This window comes from Flavobacterium sp. (assembly GCF_029945805.1).
Lineage (GTDB): Bacteria > Bacteroidota > Bacteroidia > Flavobacteriales > Flavobacteriaceae > Flavobacterium.
This window is the reverse complement of record NZ_JAQSDH010000034.1, coordinates 1-22,166: the sequence shown is the minus strand read 5'-3', so window position 1 is coordinate 22,166 and position 22,166 is coordinate 1. Positions and strand designations below refer to the sequence as shown.

Below are 22,166 nucleotides of genomic sequence, written 5' to 3'. Positions count from 1 at the left end.
TCATGTTTTTCCATAAGGATACTTTTTTGTGTATCGCTATTTCAGGACAAGACAATTAATTAAATTGAAAAAACTCTTAAAATTATTTAAGAGTTTTTTTTATAATAAAAATCTAAAGCTATTTCTACCCCAACCAATCCTTAAAATCATTCACTCGTTCTCGAGCGACGATAATCTCATCGTCTTTGTAGGTTGGAAGAATAACTTTTAATCTGGAATTGCTATGAATTTGGATTTCTTTAATGCCTTTCATCGGCACAATAAATTTGCGGGAAACGCGGTAAAAATCTTTTGGATCAAGCTCGGTTTCAAGTTGTTCGAGCGTGTTGTCTAAAAGGTAATCGCGGTTATCAAAAGTGTGTAGATAAGTTCCTTTGTTTTCGCTGTAAAAACATTCTACTTCTTCAATGGATATCATCTTTAATTGTTGTCCCATTTTTATGGTAAAACGTTTTTTATAGCTTTTATCAGCAGGGTTTACCAGCATTTTTTTTATCATTTCAAAGTCTAAAGTAGCAATAGAACTTTTTTGAAATTGAGTATTAAATTTTGAAATTGCTATTGATAAATCCTCTTCATCAATTGGTTTCAGTAGATAATCAATGCTATTTAACTTGAACGCACGTAAGGCATATTCGTCGTAAGCTGTCGTGAAAATCACAGCGCTCTTGATTGTTATCGTTTCAAATATTTCAAATGATAAACCATCAGACAATTGAATATCTAGAAAAATTAAATCGGGATGTGCATTCGAATTGAACCAATTGATAGATTCTTCCACAGAATGCAAAAGTGTATTCACTTGTAAACCTAGCTTTTCCACTTTCCGTTGAAGCAATCGTGCTGCGGGTTTTTCGTCTTCTATTATAATGATGTTCATGTGGTTTTTTGTGGATTTGGTTATTCGGTAATTATTTTAACTGACTTTTGAATTGCGTACTTTCTTGACCAATAAAAAATTAGTGGCGTTAGGATTACTGTGGGCATCAGCCATGCGACAATTGATGGAAGATACGTATTATTCACAACCAAAAAAGCGGTTAAAGCTGCAATATACGCACCAATCATGCGTTGAATATGAAGTAGCAACCAATAATTTTTGAACTTGATTTTACCTCGATACAACGCAATATCTTTTCGTGCCATCAATAAGCTTATCATGCCAAAAACTAATAATACGATTCCGAAATTGTTGTGGCTTATCATCAATAAAACTCCATAAATAATAAAGAATAACGCGAATAAGATCATGGTTGAAGTAAGGATCCAGTCGATACTCTTTGGTTTCTGACCTTTGTCTAATTTCTTTAAGGATAAAAAACGTTGTCCGGTTGCTGTTAGATAAAAAGAAAAAACTGCAATGATTAGCAAGAATATATTGTGATGCATGATCGACATTATAAAACCCGCAATGGCATTGAGTATCATTCCGTAGAAGAAGAATTTCCCAACTAAAACATGTTGCTTATCGCCTTTTTTACGAATAATATTAATCGTTCCGGTAAAAAGTCCAATGCTTCCGGCGATGATGTGGATGCTGAGTACCATTTTGAATAATGTGTCCATTTGGTGATTTGATGATTTGGTTATTTGGAAAACTGCATTACTCCCACTTATTCTGTTTTTCTTTTTCCATTAATTGTTTAATCTTTCTTTGTTCCCAATCTTTTCCTAACATAAGTACGGGTAGAAAAACAGAAAGTCCGTGAGCAATTAAACCAATTCCCCAAAAGAAAAGAGTATTAAGATTTTGCCATCTCCAAAAGTTTTCACCTACATCCAGATTTTGATATTTGACGATAAGAAGACTAGCATTAATTACAATATAAACCAGTAAATGCGTGTAGAATCCTTTGATTTTTTTGACGCGTTTTAGTGCTTCTTTGTATTTTATTTCGTCTAAAGTTAGATTGCTATTATTCATATTTGTTTTGTTTTTCTTTATCCATAAATTCTTTAATCTTTCTGTTTTCCCAATCTTTTCCTAGGAATGGCGCATGGTTAAACACTTTTAATCCGTGAAACAACAATCCGGTTCCCCAACCCAACATGGGCCAAAAGAACCATAAATATCTCGGTGAATATTTTAAATTAATTACTACTAAAAAGAACATTACAAAAGCAAATGAAACTAAATGACCGTAAAATCCTTTGATATTTTCGACTTGTTTTTGAGCGCGCTGGTATCTATCAAAATCGTTGCTATTTGTTTCCATGGCTAATTCCATTTATTTTGTTTGTCTTTGTTTAAAATTTCATTGATTTTCTTTTCTTCCCAAGATTTTCCGTAGCCGAAAGTTTCAATTGCATGAAAAGTGACTCCCATTCCCCATCCAAACATTGGGAACCAAAACCATTGAAATCCGCCAGATTGTAAATTAATAAATATCAATATTGGAATGACGCAGCAATAGGAAATCAGATTGCCATAAAAGCCTTTGAGTTTTTCGACTCTTTCTTTGGCGCGCATAAAAGCCATATTTTCGTTATATATATTTTGAGTTTCCATAAAAGAAATTTGTTTTGTTAATATTGGAATTTTTACTTTAAAATAATTTTCGTTTTGTTCAATTAGCATTTTTCGTTCGGATATCAATGCGTAGCGATTGACGATATTTTGTAAGCCAACGCCTCTTCTATCTTGCAGTACTTCTTTCTTTTGGAGATTATTTTCAACAATCAAATAATTGTTTTCAATATAAATCTTGATGTGCAGCGGTTTTTGTTCGCTTACGATGTTGTGCTTAATGGTATTTTCTAATAAAAGCTGTAAGGATAACGGAACGACTTTAGCTTCGGAATCAAAATCTACCGGAACATCATAGGTAATGCTGTTCTCGAAACGCATTTTCAACAAATTCATATACGTTTTAGCGAAAGCCAGTTCTTCAGAAACCGAAACCAATTCTTTGTCTTTTTGCTCCAAAACGTACCGATAAATCTTAGATAATGAAGTCGTAAATCGCTGAGCATTTTCTGGATTTTCCTCTATCAATGAACTTAGCACATTCAAACTATTAAACAGAAAGTGCGGATCGATTTGGTTTTTTAAGCTTTCAAACTTTGCTGCTGCCGTTCCCGCAATTATCTTTTGCTCTTTGACTTTACTATCACTGTACGTTTTATAAATATAGAATGCATAAAAACATAGCACTACAATAAAAGTCATTACAATCGCAAAAACATAATCGGCTAAGGTTTCATTTGCCCAATAATGTTCAAAAGTCTCTCTGTCAATTACTACTTGTATAAAAATGCGCAATAAAAAAATTAGTACTAGAGTAACCACAAAGGAGCTTACAAAACCAATTACCATTCTTTTTAACGAAAATCGCTCGTTTACAAATACTTTATCTAAATAAACAAAAACTAATTGATTAGCATATCCCAAAGTAACAGAGTACAAAATCGTATATAAAAAAGTTTTTCCTAATTGGCTATTAAATTCAAGTTTACCACCGTAAATAAGGTTTAATACAACGACTACTAAAAAAATAGCAAGGCCTATTCCTAATGATCTTAACAATTCTTTTAAGGTGAATTTCATACGCTTTAAATCTTATCGGTAGTTAAATCGGGTCTATTTACAATTTTTTAAGGCTTCTTGCGCTCTGTCTGCACCCCAATTTGGGTGAAATTGTGATTCTGGTTTAAAGTTAGCAAAAAGTTCAATTGATTTTGCTATGGCAGCACACATCGGTTTGGTGTCCGTTCCCCAATATTTTGCTCCTCCAATTTCAAATTCGGCTTTTGAAAATACGGCTCTAGGATTACTCGGATTGATTGCAATTGCTTTATTGTATTGTTCCATTATTAACGGACTGTATTTCTGTCCGTTATTCATAGGATCTTGCACCAAAATTGCGGTATAAAGCATGGCCTGAACTACCATAATTTCCGGATTATTCGGGCTGATTGCTGTTGCATCATCGATGGCTTGTTGCGCTCTGTTTATAAGAGCACTAACTGCAACTTTGTCTTTAGTATCAAAGGCGTTAATAGTACCAATAAAGGCGATGTAATAGTTCGGCAACCAGTTTGCTTTTTCTACTGAAGCAATGCGTTCAAAAGTGGCAATAGCTTCTGTGCTTTTTCCAGAACCCCAAAGTTGCATTGCTTTTCCCATTCCCTGTTCAAATTGGGTTTGTGCTGAAAGAAGTGAGCAGATAAAAAATACGAATGCAGTGATAATTGTTTTCATGATTTTAAATTTTTTAGATTTTTGTTTTTGATGATGATTAAAACTTTGTTTTTAATTCTGATGTAAAAATATTCTAGTTATGCTTGCTACGAAAGTTATACTTACTGAATTGTAGTTTTTAAGGGATGAACTGTTTTTGTTCAAAAGGGAAAAGGTTGTAAACTGATCCCTTTTCCCTTTTCCCTTTTCCTAAAGATTCTTCAACTGATTGTCTTTCTTGTTTTCACTAATAGTCCAAAAGAACCCTACAAAGAAAAATCGGTCTGCTGTTGGTATTACTGCTTTTCTGTCATAAATACCATTTCCATTTGGTGTAGTGGCATAATTGTATCCAAAAATATTTTGAGTTCCTAATACATTGGAAACCGAAAAATACAGAATCTTTTGTTGCGTTACTAAATACGCCCAGTTGAAACTTAAATTATTGAAGGATTTTGTTTTTCCGTTCATAAAAGCAGTTTCATTTGGATTGTTATAGGGTCTGCCTGAACTGAATTGGTGCGTAAAACCAACTTGTGATTTCCAATCGGATATCCAATATTTTGTAACCAATGATAAACTGTTGGAAGCCACAAAACTTGGTGTTACTTCAGAAGAGAAGTTTTGGTAATCTCTTTTGGTATCGATAAACGAATACGAAACCCAATATTCTAAGTTTTTGATGCTGTTGCCATCCCGCCAAAATAGATCAACTCCTTTAGCGAAACCTTCTCCATTATTAGAAAAAACAGAATTGGGAAGCACCGAATTGGTATCGTATTTTACTAAATCAGAATAGCCTTTATAATACACCTCAGCTCTGAAAGTAGTACTGTGTTTTACATATTGGTAATTCAGAATGTAATGTGCTGATTTTTCCGTTTTAAAATCATCTGAATATTTCAAGTATTCTTGTCGCGGGGCTTGTTCAAAGTTTCCGTAGGCGAATGAAAACTGACTTTTTTTCGAAATTTTATACGCCAATGAGGCTCTTGGTGAGATACTTTTTTCGCTGATATAATCGTTAGTTGAACCTCTAACGCCTAATCGTATAGCAAAGTCATTCGAAAAAGTAATATCGGCTTCCGTATAAACGGCCGCAATACTCGATTCATAACCACTTTTGAAATTGGTATTGAAGCGCTCATCAAATTTAGTACTGAAATAGTCAGTACCAAAGTTTAATTTTATACGATTAGAAATTTTTTTAGTGATTTTAAACTTCAAATGTGAAGCATGCTCCGTGTTATTAATATCATTTACATCGATGTTGATTTTATTTTGTCCGTATCCGTAACTCAAGCCGGTAAAAACTTGCCAATTTCCAGCAAAAGTACCACGATAAGATGTGTTCAAATAAAAATTATTGTTATTTAAATTTACTCTGATTTTTTGTGGCTGATTGATATCTTCTTGGTTCAAATCAAATCGCGATGCGTCGAATGCGGCATAGGCTTTGAAAATTCCATTCTGGAAATTATAGCGATAGACAGCTTCACCAGACAACGATTGAAAAGCTCTATTCCAGTCTACATTTTGTGGAATTGCAACTTGATAAGGTGCCAAATCAATATAAGCAGTGTTTACACTTAACGAACTTTTTTTCCATTTCTGAGTGTTGCTCAAACCTAAACCCACCGTCATAAATGAAATTTCTGTTTTATTTTGGTCAGGCTCATCCTGCGTATTCAATAATAAAACGCTTGACAGTGCTTCGCCATATTCCGCTGAGTAACCACCCGTTGAAAAAGAAATTCCACTAAATAAAAAGGGAGAAAATCGACCACGGGTTGGTAAATTATTAGTCGTTGCACCATAAGGTTGTGCTACGCGTATTCCGTCAACAAAGGTTTGCGTTTCATCTGCTTCGCCACCTCGAACGAAAAGTCTTCCGTCTTCACCAACATTTTGGGTTCCAGGTAATGTTTGCAGAGCTGCAATAATATTTCCAGCAGATCCAGCAGTCGTTACTATGTCTAAAGGTTTGAGAACTGAAACACGACTTTTATCTCCAGCACTGAAATTTCCGGCGGTAATCACAACAGCATCCAAAGTATTTTCGCTAGCTTTTAACTTAAATGTTTGATTTTTACAATTAGCAACGTCAATTGGTATTTTAGAAGTTTCGAAAGTTAGTGAAGTAACTACTAATGTTTGACTTCCAGAAGTATCTGTAGTAAAATTAAAATTTCCAGATTCATCGGTAGTAGCGCCGTCGTAAGTGCCGTCAATATAAACATTAGCGCCAGCAATTGGTACATTTTTTTCGGTTACCACAATTCCGGAAACACTTTGTTGAGCATTGCAGATGACAGAAAGCACTAAAAGGGTAAAAGTGTAAAAAGTTTTCATTTGTATTGTTTTTGATACTTCAAAAGTGCATCAAGAACTAAATCTATACAATTTAAGATTACCGAACTGTATTTTTTTGGTGATGAACTGCAAAAAAAAACCTGTTCGATTAGGAACAGGTTATTTTCAGTTTGAATTATTAATTATCTGACAGGATATTTATCTTTAAAAGAGCGAAATCAATACTAGTCTTACTCTTGTTGTTTCTCTAATTATCTACGGCTAAATTAATTGTTCGGATTTATTCTATCTAACTTAATCGACAAACTACTCCAATATTCGACAGACTTACGTTTAGTTGAAATTTAATGCTTTTAATCGATGCTTTTTAGATGACTAATATTCAAAATGTTGGATAATTAATCGAAAATACACCTAAAAAATTATTAGATTTTAACAGTTAAACAAATAAAAAAGTAGTAGCATTGCCGCACCAAAATTTACCTACTAGAATGAAATTTTTTAAATCGTTATTTGCTAATGAAAGATCATTTGCATTAGATTTGCAGCAGCAAAATCTCTAACAGAAAATTGTCCGCAAATAAAAGCTTACTATGAAATCCTCATAAAAGCATTGCATGGTGCTGAAAAAGGCAATTTAGAAGCCATTAAAGCTGATTCCTTTATTTTATTGAATAGAGCCAATGATTTGACGATGGAAAATCTTCCCGCAGAATATCGAAACCCAAAAACAATAGAATCTTTGCTATTGCTAAGAAATCAAACGAAGTTGGTAGATGATTTAGTAAATCAGGATGCTTTGGATGAAGAAATAAAAAAAGCATTACACCGATTAAAAGAAATTTTCTATTGCATTGTAGTAACTTGCTTGTCAAAGAACTAAGAAACTTTACTTTTTAATATTCAGAGCCTTATTTATTTTTAGCAATTTCATTTAAACTCTAGTGCTAAATATTTCGTAGCTAATGGTATGAAAAAACTAAAACCAGTATTGCTACTATTGTTTTGTATTCCATCAATTGCATTATCCCAGAAAATCGATAATATGGCATCTTTTAAAGATATAAAAAGTACCAATTATTTCCGCTTTCATTACGATAATGATTATTTCACCTCAACCGATAAGGAATATACACAAGGGTATAATTTTGAATTAACGTCGCCCAAGCTGATTAAAAACCCACTTAATTACTTTTTTATCAAACCCAAATCTAGTGAATTCAAGTATGGGATTTCTATAGAACACATTGGATTTACGGCAGATCATATTGCGAGCGAACAAATTCAGTACGATGACCGACCCTTTGCTGCAGCCATCATGCTAAAAAGCTTTCTTATCGCAACAGATCCTATCAAAAAAACGAGAATTGTCTCTTCTTTTAATTTAGGAATAATTGGACCCGGAGCATTTGGAGGCGATATGCAAACTGCCATTCACGAAGCCACAGGAAATACAATACCTAAGGGCTGGTATAATCAAATTAAGAATGATGTCGTTTTAAATTATGAACTGACGTACGAAAAACAATTGTTGCGTTTTCATGATTTTTTTACATTACAAAGCACAGTAACAGCAAGATTGGGAACATTATTTACGAATGCTTCGGTTGGATTGAATGCAACTTTAGGGCTAATCAATTCGCCATTTACATCAGTAAATGATAAAAATAAATTTCAACTGTATTTATACACGCAACCCTTACTAAACGCAATAGGTTACGATGCCACACTTCAAGGCGGATTGTTAAATCGTGAAAGTGTTTACATGATAAGCAGTAATGATATGGAACGTTTTACACTTCAAAACAACTACGGAATCGTGGTACAATACCGCTGGTTTTATGCTGAATATTCTCGTACGCTGCTTACTCGCGAATTTAGTTATGGAGATGTTCATAAATGGGGCGGAATTCGACTAGGTTTTAAAATATAAATCTTTTCAACAATTCGCAATTCGCAATTCATAATTCATAATTTAAATTTTACCTTTGTGCCCTTATTAAAATTTCGAATATGATTTATAAATTCAGAGCAATAGTTGATGCAGAAGAAGATGTCTTCAGAGATATTGCTATTCAGGAAGACGATACTTTAGAAGATTTACACAACGCCTTAGTGAACGCTTTTGGATTTGATGGATTGGAAGTTGCTTCGTTTTATACTTGCGATGATACTTGGAATCAGGAAGATGAAATCCCGATGTTTGACACTGGCGATATTGCTGGCGAACAAAAAACAATGAGTGATTACCAACTGAATGATTTACTTGATAAAGAGCAGACTAAGATAATTTATGTGTACGATTTTATCAATATGTGGACCTTTTTAGTAGAACTTGCTGCAGTTGAAGAGGCTGAACCCGGAGAAACGTATCCAACTTTATTATTCTCTCACGGTGAATTACCAGCCATAGCTCCCGAAAAGGAATTTGAAGCTGAAGGAGACGATTTTTATTCGGAATTTGAAGATGATCTCGATGAAGATGATCTCGATGGTTTTGGTGATGACAGCTTCGAGGATTACGGATTTGAAGAAAATTGGAATTAATTATGCAACTGCTGTCAGCTTTTAGCTTACAGATTAAATATATCATCAATACCTAAATATTAAACAGCTAAAGGCCAATAGCTAACTGCTAACTAAAAAATATGATTAACTTATTTAACACGCACATTGAGTCATTATCGATTCACAGAATCGGAAACAAAAGCCGTAACGAAACGCAATTTCTTTCGGAAGAAGGGTATAATTTGAATGACGAAATTGTTCCATTATTAAAGGAATATTTCTTTAAATCATTTAGAGAGAAAGAAGAAAATTACTTTCAGTTTGCGCACGAAGTTGACTTGGAATATAATGATATGTTCAATTTAGCTACTGAAATTTTCACTAATCCTAGTTCGATTCATGAAGTTTCAAAAAAGATAACTACACATCTTTTTGAGCAATCCAATCATCCTCATATCAAAAATGGAGAAGTTTATGTTACGTATTTAACCAATCTAAATATTGACAATAATATCGTAGATGCAATTGGTGTTTTTAAAAGCGAGATCATGTCCGATTTCATGCAATTTGAAGAAAAAGGAACTACGCTAAAAATGATTTTGCAGCAAGGAATTAATTTAAATAAATTAGACAAAGGATGTTTAATTTTCAATTATAAAAAAGAAGAAGGTTATAAAATTCTTTCTGTAGATAGTAATCGGTATGATACTAGATATTGGTTAGAACATTTCCTTTCTGTGGATGCTTTTCAAGATGAAAATTTCATCACTAAAAAATATTTAAAATTCTGTCAAGGATTCGCTAAAGACGTTGTTTTTCCAGCGGAAGACAAGAAAGAAGAAGTAATGTTTATGAATCGTTCGGTGAATTATTTTGCTAAAAATGATCAGTTTGAAGAGACTAATTTCTTAAACGAAGTTTTGGATAATCCTGATTTAATTCCGGAATTTAAAAACTATAAAGTAGACAAAGGTGAAAAATATAGCATAGAGGACGTTACTAATTTTCCAATTGCTAATGCTGCAGTTTCTGACGCAAGAAAATCAATTAAAAATGTAATCAATTTGGATACTAACATTCAAATCAAATTAGATTTCATAAATCCGGAAACAGCCGAAAAATTTATAGAAAAAGGTTGGGACGAGGAAAAACAAATGTATTATTATTTAGTATATTTCAATAAAGAACAAAAGAGCTAATACAGAAGTACAGATACGAAGTTACCTTTTGTAAATCCCAAAATCCCTAATGATTAAAAACTATTAGGGTTTTTTTTGTACCAAATAAATAAAACTTAAAATTGTGTAAATTAAGATTAATAAAAGCAACTATATTTGTTTGATTAGAGGATAACCTATGAAATTAAAATTTTTTTATTACTGTTTTCTATTAATTTTTTTCTGCCAGGTTTCATTTGCGCAGGAGAAAAAAAATAGTGGTAACGATTCGGTTAAAGTTTATAAAAAAATTGAAACGTATTCCAAAACTAGCGGCTTTAAAAAGATGGTTTATCGCATGCTTTTTAAATCAAAACGAAGCAATACAAAATCGCAGAAAAATGCACGGAAAGAGTTTTTTATCAAAAAATCCTTTGAAAGAAATGAAGGTAAAATAATTAGGGAAATTAAAATTGAAACTTTGGATCCTTTTGGATATTCTGTGAGTAATTATAAAGACGAACCTAATAAAGGATTTGAAAAATTTGGTAATCGGTTGCATTTAAAGACCAAAAATTGGACAATCAGAAACTTACTTTTATTCAAAAAAAATGAACCTTTAGATTCATTATCCGTCCAAGAATCAGAACGTTTAATTAGAAAACAACGCTATGTTAGAAGTGTAATTATAAATCCTGTGGAGATTCCAGGATCTAAAGATTCTATCGATGTTTCTATTCGTGTTTTAGATTCATGGACTTTGATTCCAACTGGCGCTATTTCGGGTTCAAAAGTCAGATTTGATATAACGGAACGCAATTTTTTGGGTTTAGGACATGAAGTAGAAAACAATTTTACAACGAGTTTTGGTGATGGAAGAAGGGCTCATACTGCTAAATATACTATAAACAACATCAGAAATACTTTCATCAAAACCACTTTCATCTATGCTAATGATTTACAAAACAATATTATTAGAAGTGCTCGCTTGGAAAGACAATTCATTTCTCCATTAACACGCTTGGCTTACGGTGCCTACTTTGAAAATAGGTTTTATTCTGATTCGTTACCCGATAATAGTGGTGTTTTTACCAATCAGAATTTCAGATTGGAAACCCAACAATATTGGGCGGGTCATTCTTTTAAAATTTTTAAGGGTAGAACTACAGATTTCAGAAGTACTAATTTGGTCACGACTTTTGGGTATAAAAATGTTTCTTATAAAGCTAGTGCATCTTTAGCTTATGATCCGACGCAATTTTTTTCTTCCGAAAAGTTGTACTTGACTACTATAGGCTTAAATACACGAAAGTTCTCGCAGGATAAGTATTTGTTCAACTTCGGAATTATTGAAGACGTTCCTTATGGGCAAGTTTATTCCTTCACTGCTGGATTTCAAGATAAAAATAACAGAAGACGAACATATTTTGGTGGACGTGTTGCTTATGGAACTTATTTTCCAGTTGGCTATTTTAGCATAAATGTTGAAGTGGGCAGTTTTTTTGATGCAGGAAATTCACAAGAAACAACTTTACGTGTAGAAGCCAATTATTTTACCAATTTATTATCTATCGGAAGTTGGAGAGTTAGACAATTTATAAAACCCAGATTTGTACTAGGAAATCACAGAGCAGCAACTATTGCAGACCGAGTTGCAATTATGGAAGGCAACGGAATCTCAGGTTTTGATAATCCACTCATTAATGGCACTAGAAAATTATTTACCACTTTTCAAACGCAGTCGTATGTACCGGGAAATTGGCACGGATTTCACTTTAGTCCATTTTTCAACATGACAATGGGATTTCTTGGAGATTCTTCTAATAAACTATTTAATGATAAGTTATATTCAATTTTTAGTTTGGGTGTTTTGATTAACAATGATTATTTAGTATTTAATAGTTTCCAAGTTTCCTTTTCTTTTTATCCTTCAATTCCTTTTCAAGGAACTAATGTATTCAAAACCAATACATTTAAAAACGACGATCTTTCTTTACCCGAGTTCCAAATTGGTGAACCACTGATTGTTCCTTATAATTAAGTTTATTTGTAAGTATAAACTACTATAAATAAATTAAAAAATGTATTTAGACGATTAATTTTGGTGTTTTAACGATATTTTTATAGGTTTAATACAGTAAACTAAAAACCTTATCCTATGAAAACTAATTACTTAACAGAAGAAACGGTGAAAAAAAATTATCGCTGCACCTTATTAGGCCATGATTACGTAGAAACTAAAAAAGTGAATTTTCACTTCAGTGAATTTGAATGTTCTGTATGTAAAATGCAAGCTACTAATGACACCCGTGGTCATAAAATCACTTTGACATCAAAACTTAAAGATATTAATGAAACCCTATTTTACCTTAATTTAAAAAAACAATTTCTCTCAAAATTTTACCTCGGAAAAGATTCGTAACAAATTAAGAGTTCAAACGTCCTATTCTAAAACTTTAAAGAAAAAGCTTTGGAATCATCAATCCTTTCAATTAAAAACTTACACAAACGTTATGGTAAAATTCATGCTGTAAATAACGTTTCCCTCGAAATACAAAAAGGTAATGTTTATGGAATTCTGGGGCCAAATGGTTCTGGCAAATCAACTACATTGGGCATTGTACTTAATGTAGTTAATAAAACTTCTGGTGAATACAGTTGGTTTGGTGGCACGACCGAGACCCATGAAGCTTTGAAAAAAGTAGGAGCCATTATTGAGCGACCTAATTTTTACCCTTATATGACGGCCAAAGAAAATCTAGAATTGGTTTGTAAAATCAAAAATATCAATCATTCAAAAGTTGCTGAAAAGCTAGAAATTGTTGGACTTATCGAAAGAAAAGACAGCAAGTTTAAAACTTTTTCTTTAGGGATGAAACAACGTTTAGCCATCGCTTCTGCACTTTTAAATGATCCGGAAATATTAATTCTAGACGAACCAACTAACGGTTTGGATCCGCAGGGAATTCATCAGATTCGAGATATTATTCGTTTGATCGCTTCTCAAGGAACTACAATTTTACTGGCATCTCACTTATTAGACGAAGTTGAAAAAGTATGCAGTCATGTTTTAGTCTTACGTCTTGGAAAAATTCTTTACAGCGGAACTGTCGACGGAATATCCAATCAGACAGGATTTTTTGAATTGCAAGCAGGAAATAATTCCAAACTAATAGAAATGCTTCAAGATCATCCTGAAGTTGAAAAAATTTCGGAACTAGAAGGAAAAGTAATTGTGCATTTCAAAAGCGATTTTGAAGCATCACTTTTAAACCGTTATTTGACAGAAAAAGGAATTTATTTGAATCATTTGGTATTTAAAAAGATGAGTTTGGAAGAGCAATTTCTAGAATTAACCAACAAATAAAAGCCAAAATGAATAGATTACTCGCCATTGAATTACAAAAAATATGGAAAAACCGCGCCAGCAGAATACTCACTATTAGTTATTTTGCATTGCTGTCTTCCATAGCCTTGATTGCCTCTTTAAAGTTTGATTTCGGACCAATACATTTTGACATTGTAAAAATGGGTATTTTCAATTTCCCGTACATATGGCATTTTAATACTTTTTTTGCAAGTTGGTTTAAACTATTTCTGGCTGTTATTATTGTGTCCATGATGTCAAACGAATACACTTACGGAACGCTAAAACAAAACCTAATTGACGGAATGAGTAAAAAAGAATTTATACTTTCCAAATTCTTCACTGTGGCTTTATTTGCTTTTGCTTCTACTATTTTTGTTTTTATAATGACATTAATTCTAGGATACTCGTTTTCATCCTACACTGAAATTGGAATCGTATTTTCTCAAATGGAATACCTTCTAGCCTTTTTTGTTGAGCTGTTAGGCTTTTTCAGTGTTTGTTTATTCTTAGGGGTATTAATTCGTAAATCAGCATTTGCTTTAGGCTTTTTGCTTATTTGGAAATTGTTTGAAGGCATATGTTATCTTGCAATGAAATGGCTTTTATTTGATACTTGGGAAAAATCATATCAAGCCTTGGGGTATTTTCCGTTGCAATCTATTTCAAATTTAATTGCAGAACCTTCCAGAAGACTTTCTGCAATAAAAACTGCTGGAAATCAAGCTGGATTTGATATGAATTATGATTATTCTATTCATTTGTCATCGATTCTAATAGTTTTAATTTATACAGTAATCTTCATTTATTCCTCCTATATAATAATCAAAAAACGCGATTTGTAATTCAATATGTAATCAATTCTTAAAGAAAACATAAATCGAGTAAGTTCTTTTAGGTTTTCTTATTTATTTGCTAATTTTAGCAAATGAAAAATAGGTTACATTATATACTTTTTGCTTTACTATTTTCGATGAATTGTTTCTCGCAATTCAGTAAAACACATTACATCCCGCCACTTTCTGGCCCCACAAGTGTAACTTCAGAAGAGCAATTTATTTATATCTCGACTCCTAATGTAAATCCGGTCAATTTTAGGATTATCGAACTTGGTGGAAATACTATCATTGGAACCGTTTCTAGAAATGTTCCGTATGTTTACAATGTTGGTTTTGGAAATGATACACAACTACATGTTGACGGTACAATAACCAGTTCCGTTTTAAGTAACAAAGGATATATTGTTGAAGCCGATGATTTAATTTATGTTGCTGCGAGAGTAACGGCGGGCTCTGGAAATCAGGCAGGAGCGCTAGTCTCCAAAGGTTTAGCCGCACTTGGACTTCGATTTAGAGTTGGCGCTTTTACCAATACTTTGGTTCAGAATTACTTTGAGATCCATTATACTTTTGTTTCTGTTTTAGCTACGGAAAATAATACTACGGTCACTTTTAGTGGTATGAAAACTGGAGTGCAATTGGTAAATAGTCCAACAGGAAATACTCCTTTTAATGTCACACTCAACCGAGGCGAAAGTTATGTCATGGCGGTTCAAGGTCCAACCAATGAAAATAGAGATGGATTAATTGGAACATTAGTAACCGCGGATAAACCTATAGCTTTAAACTGTGGTTCGTTTGGTGGGTCCAATGCTGTTGGCAATTTAGATTTGGGTTTTGACCAAATTGTTCCTGCCGAAAGAATAACCAGCAATGATTATATTTTCATCAAAAGTACTGGTATTGATGACGTCGAAAAAATACTATTAGTAGCAGACGAAGATAATACTGTAGTAACCCTGAATGGTTCAGCTCCTACTTTTACTTTAAGCGCAGGAGACTATTTATCACTTACTGGGAACGATTTTAGCGTTAATGGAAATTTATATGTAAGCGCCAATAAAAAAGTTTTTGCTTATCAGTCTGTCGGAGATGACAGCGCAGTCGACCAAAGAAATCAGGAGCTATTTTTTGTACCGCCATTAAGTTGTCAAACGCCACGGGTTATTGATAATATTCCTTTAATTGATTTTATTGGTAACCGACAGTTTATCGGAAGAGTTACAATGGTTACCAAAACAGGTTCTACCTTAACGTTTACTATTGATGGTATCGATTATAGCTTATCGGCTCTCACCTCAATTGGAATAACAGTTGACGGTCCAATTGCAGTTGTGGGCAACGCTGCTTATGAAACGTATGTACTTACGGGAGTAACAGGCAATGTATCTGTTTTTTCTACTAGCGAATTGTACTTAGCGGCTTATGGATCCGAATCAGCTGCTACCTTTGGTGGTTTTTATTCGGGATTCACCTTCAAACCTGAAATCTCATTCAACCTAGATGATGTGAGCCAATTAGGATGTATTCCAAATTCCATTTTAAAGGTAAATTCGCTAAGTCCTTTTGATGTATTCCAATGGTATTTTAACGGTGCTTTGATTCCTGGAGCAACGAATAACGTATACCAACCCACAGAAACAAACGCTTCACCGCCTGGTTTAGGTTCGGGATATTACTTTGTTTCGGCTACCATTGCCGGATGTACAGCGCCACAAGATTCAGATAACATTCCGGTGAGTTCGTGTGCCGCCAATTCGGATAATGATGGAATAAATGATAATGCCGATCTTGATAATGACAATGACGGAATGACCAATTGTGACGAATCGTTTGGCAATCAGAATTTCAATTTTACCACTACTACTAACGGAACAATTGCGGTAGGTCCTTATTCCAATTCTTATACCGGTGCTATAACTACTGCAGGAACAGCAACCCCTTCGACTACACCAATCACCGGAACTCCTGATGGTAATTTTGTAACCGAAGCAGCCAATGGTAAAGATAATTCGGTGACGTATACGGTTTCCAATTTTACTTCGCCAATAAGTTTAGCAATCGAATACGCTTCAATTGCAAATGCAACCGATTTATTTACTTCTTCGACAGAACTTAGATTGACGTGTCCCGTAAATAAAACATTGACCGTTTTAAATCCAAATAATCAATTACTAGTCGATACCAATTATGACGGAATTTTTGAAAGCGGTATAACTGAATATTCGTCGTTTGAAGTTCGCATCCGATTAAACAGCAGTATTTCATTGCCCCCTGGAACCGGAACATTTTCAATCAAAGGAAATCTGATTAATTCCATTATAATTACTAATATCAATTTGTCCGATAGCAGCACGAGTAGAGTAGCTTTAAAACTAATTGCAACTTGCATTCCGAAAGACTCTGATGGTGATGGCATCGCTGACCAAAATGATGCTGACAGTGACAATGACGGAATACCCGATTTTATAGAAGCTCAAGGAATTAACAGCGTGGTTTTATCCAATATTGATGCTAATGGCGATGGTATTGATGATGCTTTTGGTAACGGAATAATTCCGGCAGATTCAGACAATGATGGAGTTTCTGATTATTTAGATTTAGATTCAGATAACGATGGAATTCACGATCTTGATGAAAGTGGTTTTATTTTAGCTGATGCTGATAATAATGGTGTCATTGATGGTGCTACTTTTGGTACTAATGGCCTTTGGAACGCTTTAGAAACTTTTCCAGATAGTGGTATTTTAAATTCAACTTACACTCTTGCCGATACAGATGGAGATGGAATTTATAACGCCATTGAATTGGACAGCGACAATGATTTATGTACTGATGTTATTGAGGCCGGTTATTTAGATAGTAATCTAGACGGAATATTAGGCGGAATTACTCCACCAGCAGTCAACAATAACGGACTAGTTACAAGCGGAACTGGATATGGAAATCCAAATGTAAATTACATTACACCAGCACCAATTACCATCTCAACACAACCCCAAAATTTTACTAGTTGTGAACTACAAAGTGCCACTTTTACGGTCACTTCAAATACTGTCTCATCCTACCAATGGCAAATTTCAATTGATAATGGTGTAACTTGGAATACTGTTTTCAATAATGCCATATATTCTGGAGCAACCACAGCAAGTTTATCTATTTCTAGTGTTTCTCCAACCTTGAGTGGGTATCAATACCGTGTGTTTTTAAACAAAAACGGAAATACTTGCGGCCTAATTTCAGCTACAGCTATTTTAACAACATTTGCTCTACCGGTCATTACAACTCCTATAACGCTTAAACAATGTGACTCAGATATTGATGGAATTTCATCTTTCAATCTAACACAAAAAAACGATGTGATTTCGGCTAATTATCTTGCAGAAACATTTACGTATTACACCACACAAGCTGCCGCAAATACGGAAGATGCTGCTTTTTTAATCGCAAATCCTGTCGCGTATACTTCTGGAAATTCTAGTATTTATACTCGCATTGTGAATTCGAATGGGTGTTTTAGAATTGCCCGAATTGACTTATTGGTTTCTGTAACTCAAATTCCACCTAATTTTATCATTCAAAATCAGTATAAGTGCGATGATTATGTTGACGCGGCAAATGATGATCGAGATGGAATTGCAACATTTAATTTCACTGCGATAACAACAAGTCTATTAGCTATTTTACCAGCAAATGTTACGGTTAGCTACTACAAAACTCAAGCCGATTTCCTTGCTGAAACTGATGCTTCTGGAAATTCATTGGCGATTCAAAATCCATCAAACTACAGAAATATTGGATATCCAAACACGCAAACCATTTGGGTTCGAGTTGAAAGTACGTTAGACAATTCTTGTTTCGGATTCAAAACTTTTGACGTTGTTGTAGAAGCATTACCTTTTGCAAATCCCGTAAATGCATTAAACGTAATTCGTCATTGCGATGATAATCAAGATGGAAGTTATGGTTTTGATAGTTCCACACTGACCTCCACTATTTTAAATGGACAGTTGAATGCGAATGTCAAGTATTTCAGAGCTAACGGCAGTACTCCGATTAATCCTTTACCAAATCCGTTTACTGTAACTGGAACCGAAACAATAGTGATTCGTGTGTTCAATAATACAACGCAAACCAACGGACTTCCATGCTATGACGAGGAAACAGTGCAGTTTGTCGTAGACGATTTGCCAGAAACTTTTCCTATTGCGACAAGTTTGACTACAACTTGCGATGACGAATCAAATCCTGTTGATCAAGACGGAATGTATGATTTTGATACTTCAACGTTCCTTGCTACAATTATAGGAAATCAAACTGGAATAAATGTGCGCTATTACGATCAAAACAATGTGCTTATTCCAAGTTTATTACCAAACCAATTACCAAATCCGTTTCGAACAGGAACACAAAATGTAAAAGTTATTGTTGAAAATCCGATAAATACAACTTGTACGGCTCAGACAATCATTCCCTTTGTTGTCAATCCAACACCAAAAATTGATTTAGAAGAAAATGTAATTATTTGCCTTCCAGCAACTCAAACATTACTTGATGCCGGAATTCTAGATGGTTCACCAACTTCAAATTATCAATTTAAATGGTACACCAATGGCGTTTTGAATGGAACAACAACACCAACTTTAACAGTAAATACAATTGGCGTTTATAGTGTTGATGTAACCAATGTTTTTAACTGCACTAAAACAAGAGTAATTACAGTTACGGGGTCTGAAATAGCAACAATTCAATCTATTGATGTAGTCGAGTTGTCGGATGGCATAGCCAATACAATTACGGTCATTGTCAATGCCAGCAGTCAAGGTGCGTATGAATTTGCGATTGATGATGTTAATGGACCTTATCAAGATTCCAATCTATTCAACAATGTTCCAATGGGAATGCATGTAGTTTATGTCCGAGATAAAAATGGCTGTGGCACTGTTGGACCCATTACGGTTCCAGTACTCGGAATTCCCCATTATTTCACGCCAAATGGTGATGGTTTCAATGATAATTGGAATGTAAAAGGAGTCAGCTCGCAATCCAACCGTCTTTCAATTATCTACATCTTTGATCGCTATGGGAAATTACTGAAACAAATTGCAGCTACAGGTGTAGGTTGGGATGGCACATTCAACGGGAAACCAATGCCTGCCGACGATTATTGGTATACTATCGAATTTGAAGACGGACGAAATGCTAAAGGACACTTTACTTTGAAAAGATAGTAGTACCTTTGCACGCTAATAAAAATCATGCTTTTCAAAAAATACAACCTACTAATTGTACTGATTTACGGTACAACTTTCGGCCAATACATTTCTACTGATGAAACGCAAACACCGCTTCACCTAATAGAAAACGTTTTAATTAATTCGGGATGTGCTTCTGTTTCTAATGTTTCGGTATCAGGTGGAAATTTTGCTTCTGGCGAAAAAAGCTATGGCTATTTTAATGCCAATGGTTCGACTTTTCCTTTTGCAGATGGAATAATTTTAAGTACTGGAAAAATTATTAATGCACAAGGTCCAAATGATTTCATTTCTGATGATGGTGGCGGAATGGGTTGGATTGGCGATTCCGATTTAGATCAAGCATTAGGTTTAAACAATACTTTTAATGCAACTATCCTAGAATTTGATTTTATTCCTATTGGTACACAAATTAGCTTTGATTACATATTTTCTTCCGAACAATATTTAACCAATCCTAATCCAAATCAATGTACTTTTACTGATGGTTTTGCTTTTTTATTAAAAGAATCATCAAGTTTAAATTATACTAATTTAGCGGTAATACCAAATACAACTATTCCTGTCAAAGTGAATACTGTTCGGGGTTCAGGAACAATTTGTCCCGCTGAAAACGAACAGTATTTTGATGCTTTTAATTCCACAGAATACCCAACCAATTTTAATGGACAAACCAAAGTTTTAACCGCGCAATCTGTCGTAATTCCGGGACGAACCTACCATATTAAATTAGTTATTGCCGATGAAGGAAACTTTAGATATGATTCGGCTATTTTTTTAAAAGGAAGCAGTTTTTCCTTTGGAGTTGATTTAGGTCCAGATCGAACATTTGCTAATAATAATGCGGTTTGTCCAACTGAAAACTTAAGCTTAAACGGAACATCAGCTGGCGCGATTAGTTACCAATGGAATTTCAATTCAAATCCAATTTCGGGAGAAACTAATGCAACCTTGAATTTTATTCCACCTTATACAAGTGCACAAAACGGAAGTTATTCTCTTACCACAGTTTACTCTCCAACGTGTACGACGACAACTGGCGCTATAAACTTAGATTTTGCTCCGCAACTCGTAACGAATCAAACAACGTATACCTATTGCGACAGCGATGCAATTCAGGACGGAATTTCAACTATTACCTTGAGTGATATTGTTCCAACACTGTTTACAAATTTGCCTGCAACCTATCAAGTTCGTTTTTACAGCAGTCCAACAAGTGTAACGGCTTTGCCCAATTCGTTTATACTAACTTCAGCTTTTCAGCAAATTATTTATGCCAAAATTGACAACAGCAATTGTTATGCACTCATTCCGGTAACGATAAATATCAATGCTTTTACAGCTATTATTGCGGATGTAACTGTTGGTATTTGCAGCAACATTCCAATAAATTTGACAGCAGATTCAGGCTTTCAATCCTATACTTGGACTACGGGTGAAACTACACAATCGATTCAGGTTGCAACTTCAGGAACGTATGCCGTTACCATTGAAAATGCTGATGGATGTACCAAAGTAAAAACCTTTTCCGTGCTGGGTTCTGAAATTGCTACCATAACTAACATTATTGTAAATGATTTAAATGACAACGCTTCGATTGAAATTAGTGCTGCTGGAAGTGGCGATTATGAATACTCAATTGATGGATCAAATTTTCAAACAAGTCCGATTTTCACCAATTTAAGTGGTTTAATTTACACCGCTTATGTTAGGGATAAAAAAGGCTGTGGCACTATTTCACAAGAGTTTTATTTGATGCAAATTCCGAAATTTTTCACACCCAATGGTGACGGATATAACGATTACTGGAATTTAAAAGGCGTTTATCCAATGTCTTCAAATGCTAGTTCTTTAATTTCTATTTTCGACCGATTTGGAAAATTAATGAAACAAATAAGCGCAAGTGGTGTTGGTTGGAATGGAATTTACAACGAGAAAATAATGCCTGCCGATGATTATTGGTTTGTGATTGAGTTAAAAGATGGACGCACTGCCAAGGGTCATTTTGCTTTGAAAAGATAAATTTCCCAACTAAACTATAGCTCTAGCCCGGATGGTAGCGGCATCCTTTTATACCTGTCAGGTTTTTAAAACCTGACAGGTATAAAAGATATAGCGGACAGCCGGATAAGCTTCTGAACTAAATTCCGAATCCACCTTAATAAAAAAACCCTTTCATTGCTGAAAGGGTTTGTATATATCTTGAAAAATAAAAATTTACATTTTAAAACGTTTTCTGTCGTTTTCTGTTAAATATATTTTTCTCAAACGAATCGATTTCGGTGTAACTTCAACATATTCATCTTTTTGAATGTACTCTAAAGCTTCTTCCAAAGAGAAAATGATTGGAGGAATAATTCTCGCTTTTTCATCATTTCCTGATGAACGAACGTTAGATTGTTTCTTCATCTTAGTAACGTTAATACTCATATCATCGCTACGTGAGTTTTCTCCAATAACCTGACCTTCATAAATTTCGTCATTTGGATTAACGAAGAATTTACCACGATCTTGTAATTTATCGATAGAATAAGGAATCGCTTTTCC

At 34.1% G+C, this 22,166-nt stretch carries 17 protein-coding genes and 1 pseudogene; 10 read left to right on the top strand and 8 right to left on the bottom strand.

Translation table 11 applies throughout. The features are described from left to right. Positions 1-124: 124 nt before the first annotated feature. The 7 genes from PSU83_RS08460 to PSU83_RS08430 all read right to left on the bottom strand — a co-directional run bounded on the left by PSU83_RS08460 (position 125) and on the right by PSU83_RS08430 (position 6,532). Positions 125-880 carry a LytTR family DNA-binding domain-containing protein gene (locus PSU83_RS08460; RefSeq protein ID WP_300588837.1) on the bottom strand — a complete coding sequence of 252 codons (756 nt, stop codon included), beginning with the start codon at positions 878-880 and terminating at the stop codon, positions 125-127. Between the two features lie 20 nt (positions 881-900). Continuing rightward, a complete protein-coding gene (locus PSU83_RS08455; protein ID WP_300588835.1) occupies positions 901-1,566 on the bottom strand; it encodes a hypothetical protein in 666 nt (221 codons plus the stop codon). 37 nt (positions 1,567-1,603) lie between these two features. Next, a complete protein-coding gene (locus tag PSU83_RS08450; protein ID WP_300588833.1) occupies positions 1,604-1,924 on the bottom strand; it encodes a 2TM domain-containing protein in 321 nt (106 codons plus the stop codon). Further along, a complete protein-coding gene (locus tag PSU83_RS08445; protein ID WP_300588831.1) occupies positions 1,917-2,216 on the bottom strand; it encodes a 2TM domain-containing protein in 300 nt (99 codons plus the stop codon). The genes PSU83_RS08450 and PSU83_RS08445 overlap by 8 nt, the downstream gene beginning before the upstream one ends. A gap of 2 nt (positions 2,217-2,218) precedes the next feature. Continuing rightward, positions 2,219-3,547 carry a 2TM domain-containing protein gene (locus PSU83_RS08440; RefSeq protein WP_300588829.1) on the bottom strand — a complete coding sequence of 443 codons (1,329 nt, stop codon included), beginning with the start codon at positions 3,545-3,547 and terminating at the stop codon, positions 2,219-2,221. A 33-nt stretch (positions 3,548-3,580) separates the two neighbouring features. Then, positions 3,581-4,201: a hypothetical protein gene (locus PSU83_RS08435; RefSeq protein ID WP_300588827.1), complete on the bottom strand. Its 621-nt coding sequence runs from the start codon at positions 4,199-4,201 to the stop codon at positions 3,581-3,583. Between the two features lie 189 nt (positions 4,202-4,390). Beyond that, entirely contained in the window at positions 4,391-6,532 is a 2,142-nt protein-coding gene (locus PSU83_RS08430; protein WP_300588825.1) for a carboxypeptidase-like regulatory domain-containing protein, read from the bottom strand. A 574-nt stretch (positions 6,533-7,106) separates the two neighbouring features. Between PSU83_RS08430 and PSU83_RS08425 the strand changes: the two genes are divergently transcribed. The 10 genes from PSU83_RS08425 to PSU83_RS08380 all read left to right on the top strand — a co-directional run bounded on the left by PSU83_RS08425 (position 7,107) and on the right by PSU83_RS08380 (position 21,641). Next, the gene (locus PSU83_RS08425; protein ID WP_300588824.1) at positions 7,107-7,376 is read left to right on the top strand and encodes a hypothetical protein; all 270 of its coding nucleotides are present in this window, start codon (positions 7,107-7,109) and stop codon (positions 7,374-7,376) included. 87 nt (positions 7,377-7,463) lie between these two features. Then, positions 7,464-8,426: a lipid A deacylase LpxR family protein gene (locus PSU83_RS08420; protein WP_300588822.1), complete on the top strand. Its 963-nt coding sequence runs from the start codon at positions 7,464-7,466 to the stop codon at positions 8,424-8,426. A gap of 80 nt (positions 8,427-8,506) precedes the next feature. Continuing rightward, complete coding sequence (locus PSU83_RS08415) at positions 8,507-9,040, top strand: hypothetical protein (protein WP_300588820.1); 534 nt, start codon at positions 8,507-8,509, stop codon at positions 9,038-9,040. Positions 9,041-9,141: 101 nt separating this feature from the next. Continuing rightward, positions 9,142-10,200: a nucleoid-associated protein gene (locus tag PSU83_RS08410; protein ID WP_300588818.1), complete on the top strand. Its 1,059-nt coding sequence runs from the start codon at positions 9,142-9,144 to the stop codon at positions 10,198-10,200. A gap of 316 nt (positions 10,201-10,516) precedes the next feature. Continuing rightward, a complete protein-coding gene (locus PSU83_RS08405; RefSeq protein ID WP_300588816.1) occupies positions 10,517-12,199 on the top strand; it encodes a hypothetical protein in 1,683 nt (560 codons plus the stop codon). 117 nt (positions 12,200-12,316) lie between these two features. Then, positions 12,317-12,580 carry a hypothetical protein gene (locus PSU83_RS08400; RefSeq protein WP_300588814.1) on the top strand — a complete coding sequence of 88 codons (264 nt, stop codon included), beginning with the start codon at positions 12,317-12,319 and terminating at the stop codon, positions 12,578-12,580. A gap of 48 nt (positions 12,581-12,628) precedes the next feature. Further along, a complete protein-coding gene (locus PSU83_RS08395) occupies positions 12,629-13,525 on the top strand; it encodes an ATP-binding cassette domain-containing protein (protein ID WP_300588812.1) in 897 nt (298 codons plus the stop codon). An 8-nt stretch (positions 13,526-13,533) separates the two neighbouring features. Then, positions 13,534-14,370, top strand: a complete 837-nt coding sequence (locus tag PSU83_RS08390; RefSeq protein ID WP_300588810.1) for an ABC transporter permease — start codon at positions 13,534-13,536, stop codon at positions 14,368-14,370. Between the two features lie 83 nt (positions 14,371-14,453). Next, entirely contained in the window at positions 14,454-19,595 is a 5,142-nt protein-coding gene (locus PSU83_RS08385) for a T9SS type B sorting domain-containing protein (protein WP_300588808.1), read from the top strand. A gap of 27 nt (positions 19,596-19,622) precedes the next feature. Then, on the top strand, positions 19,623-21,641 hold the full coding sequence (locus tag PSU83_RS08380) for a choice-of-anchor L domain-containing protein (RefSeq protein WP_300588806.1): 2,019 nt from the start codon (positions 19,623-19,625) through the stop codon (positions 21,639-21,641). 195 nt (positions 21,642-21,836) lie between these two features. Here PSU83_RS08380 and PSU83_RS08375 read toward each other — a convergent pair. Beyond that, a pseudogene (locus PSU83_RS08375) lies at positions 21,837-22,166 on the bottom strand (translational GTPase TypA); the annotation flags it as partial.

Coding starts and splice junctions, on each gene's coding strand:
- PSU83_RS08410 (WP_300588818.1), top strand. CDS start 9,142: ATGATTAACTTATTTAACACGCACATTGAGTCATTATCGATTCACAGA.
- PSU83_RS08420 (WP_300588822.1), top strand. CDS start 7,464: ATGAAAAAACTAAAACCAGTATTGCTACTATTGTTTTGTATTCCATCA.
- PSU83_RS08390 (WP_300588810.1), top strand. CDS start 13,534: ATGAATAGATTACTCGCCATTGAATTACAAAAAATATGGAAAAACCGC.
- PSU83_RS08435 (WP_300588827.1), bottom strand. CDS start 4,201: ATGAAAACAATTATCACTGCATTCGTATTTTTTATCTGCTCACTTCTT.
- PSU83_RS08385 (WP_300588808.1), top strand. CDS start 14,454: ATGAAAAATAGGTTACATTATATACTTTTTGCTTTACTATTTTCGATG.
- PSU83_RS08430 (WP_300588825.1), bottom strand. CDS start 6,532: ATGAAAACTTTTTACACTTTTACCCTTTTAGTGCTTTCTGTCATCTGC.
- PSU83_RS08450 (WP_300588833.1), bottom strand. CDS start 1,924: ATGAATAATAGCAATCTAACTTTAGACGAAATAAAATACAAAGAAGCA.
- PSU83_RS08415 (WP_300588820.1), top strand. CDS start 8,507: ATGATTTATAAATTCAGAGCAATAGTTGATGCAGAAGAAGATGTCTTC.
- PSU83_RS08455 (WP_300588835.1), bottom strand. CDS start 1,566: ATGGACACATTATTCAAAATGGTACTCAGCATCCACATCATCGCCGGA.
- PSU83_RS08380 (WP_300588806.1), top strand. CDS start 19,623: ATGCTTTTCAAAAAATACAACCTACTAATTGTACTGATTTACGGTACA.
- PSU83_RS08440 (WP_300588829.1), bottom strand. CDS start 3,547: ATGAAATTCACCTTAAAAGAATTGTTAAGATCATTAGGAATAGGCCTT.
- PSU83_RS08460 (WP_300588837.1), bottom strand. CDS start 880: ATGAACATCATTATAATAGAAGACGAAAAACCCGCAGCACGATTGCTT.
- PSU83_RS08445 (WP_300588831.1), bottom strand. CDS start 2,216: ATGGAAACAAATAGCAACGATTTTGATAGATACCAGCGCGCTCAAAAA.
- PSU83_RS08400 (WP_300588814.1), top strand. CDS start 12,317: ATGAAAACTAATTACTTAACAGAAGAAACGGTGAAAAAAAATTATCGC.
- PSU83_RS08405 (WP_300588816.1), top strand. CDS start 10,517: ATGCTTTTTAAATCAAAACGAAGCAATACAAAATCGCAGAAAAATGCA.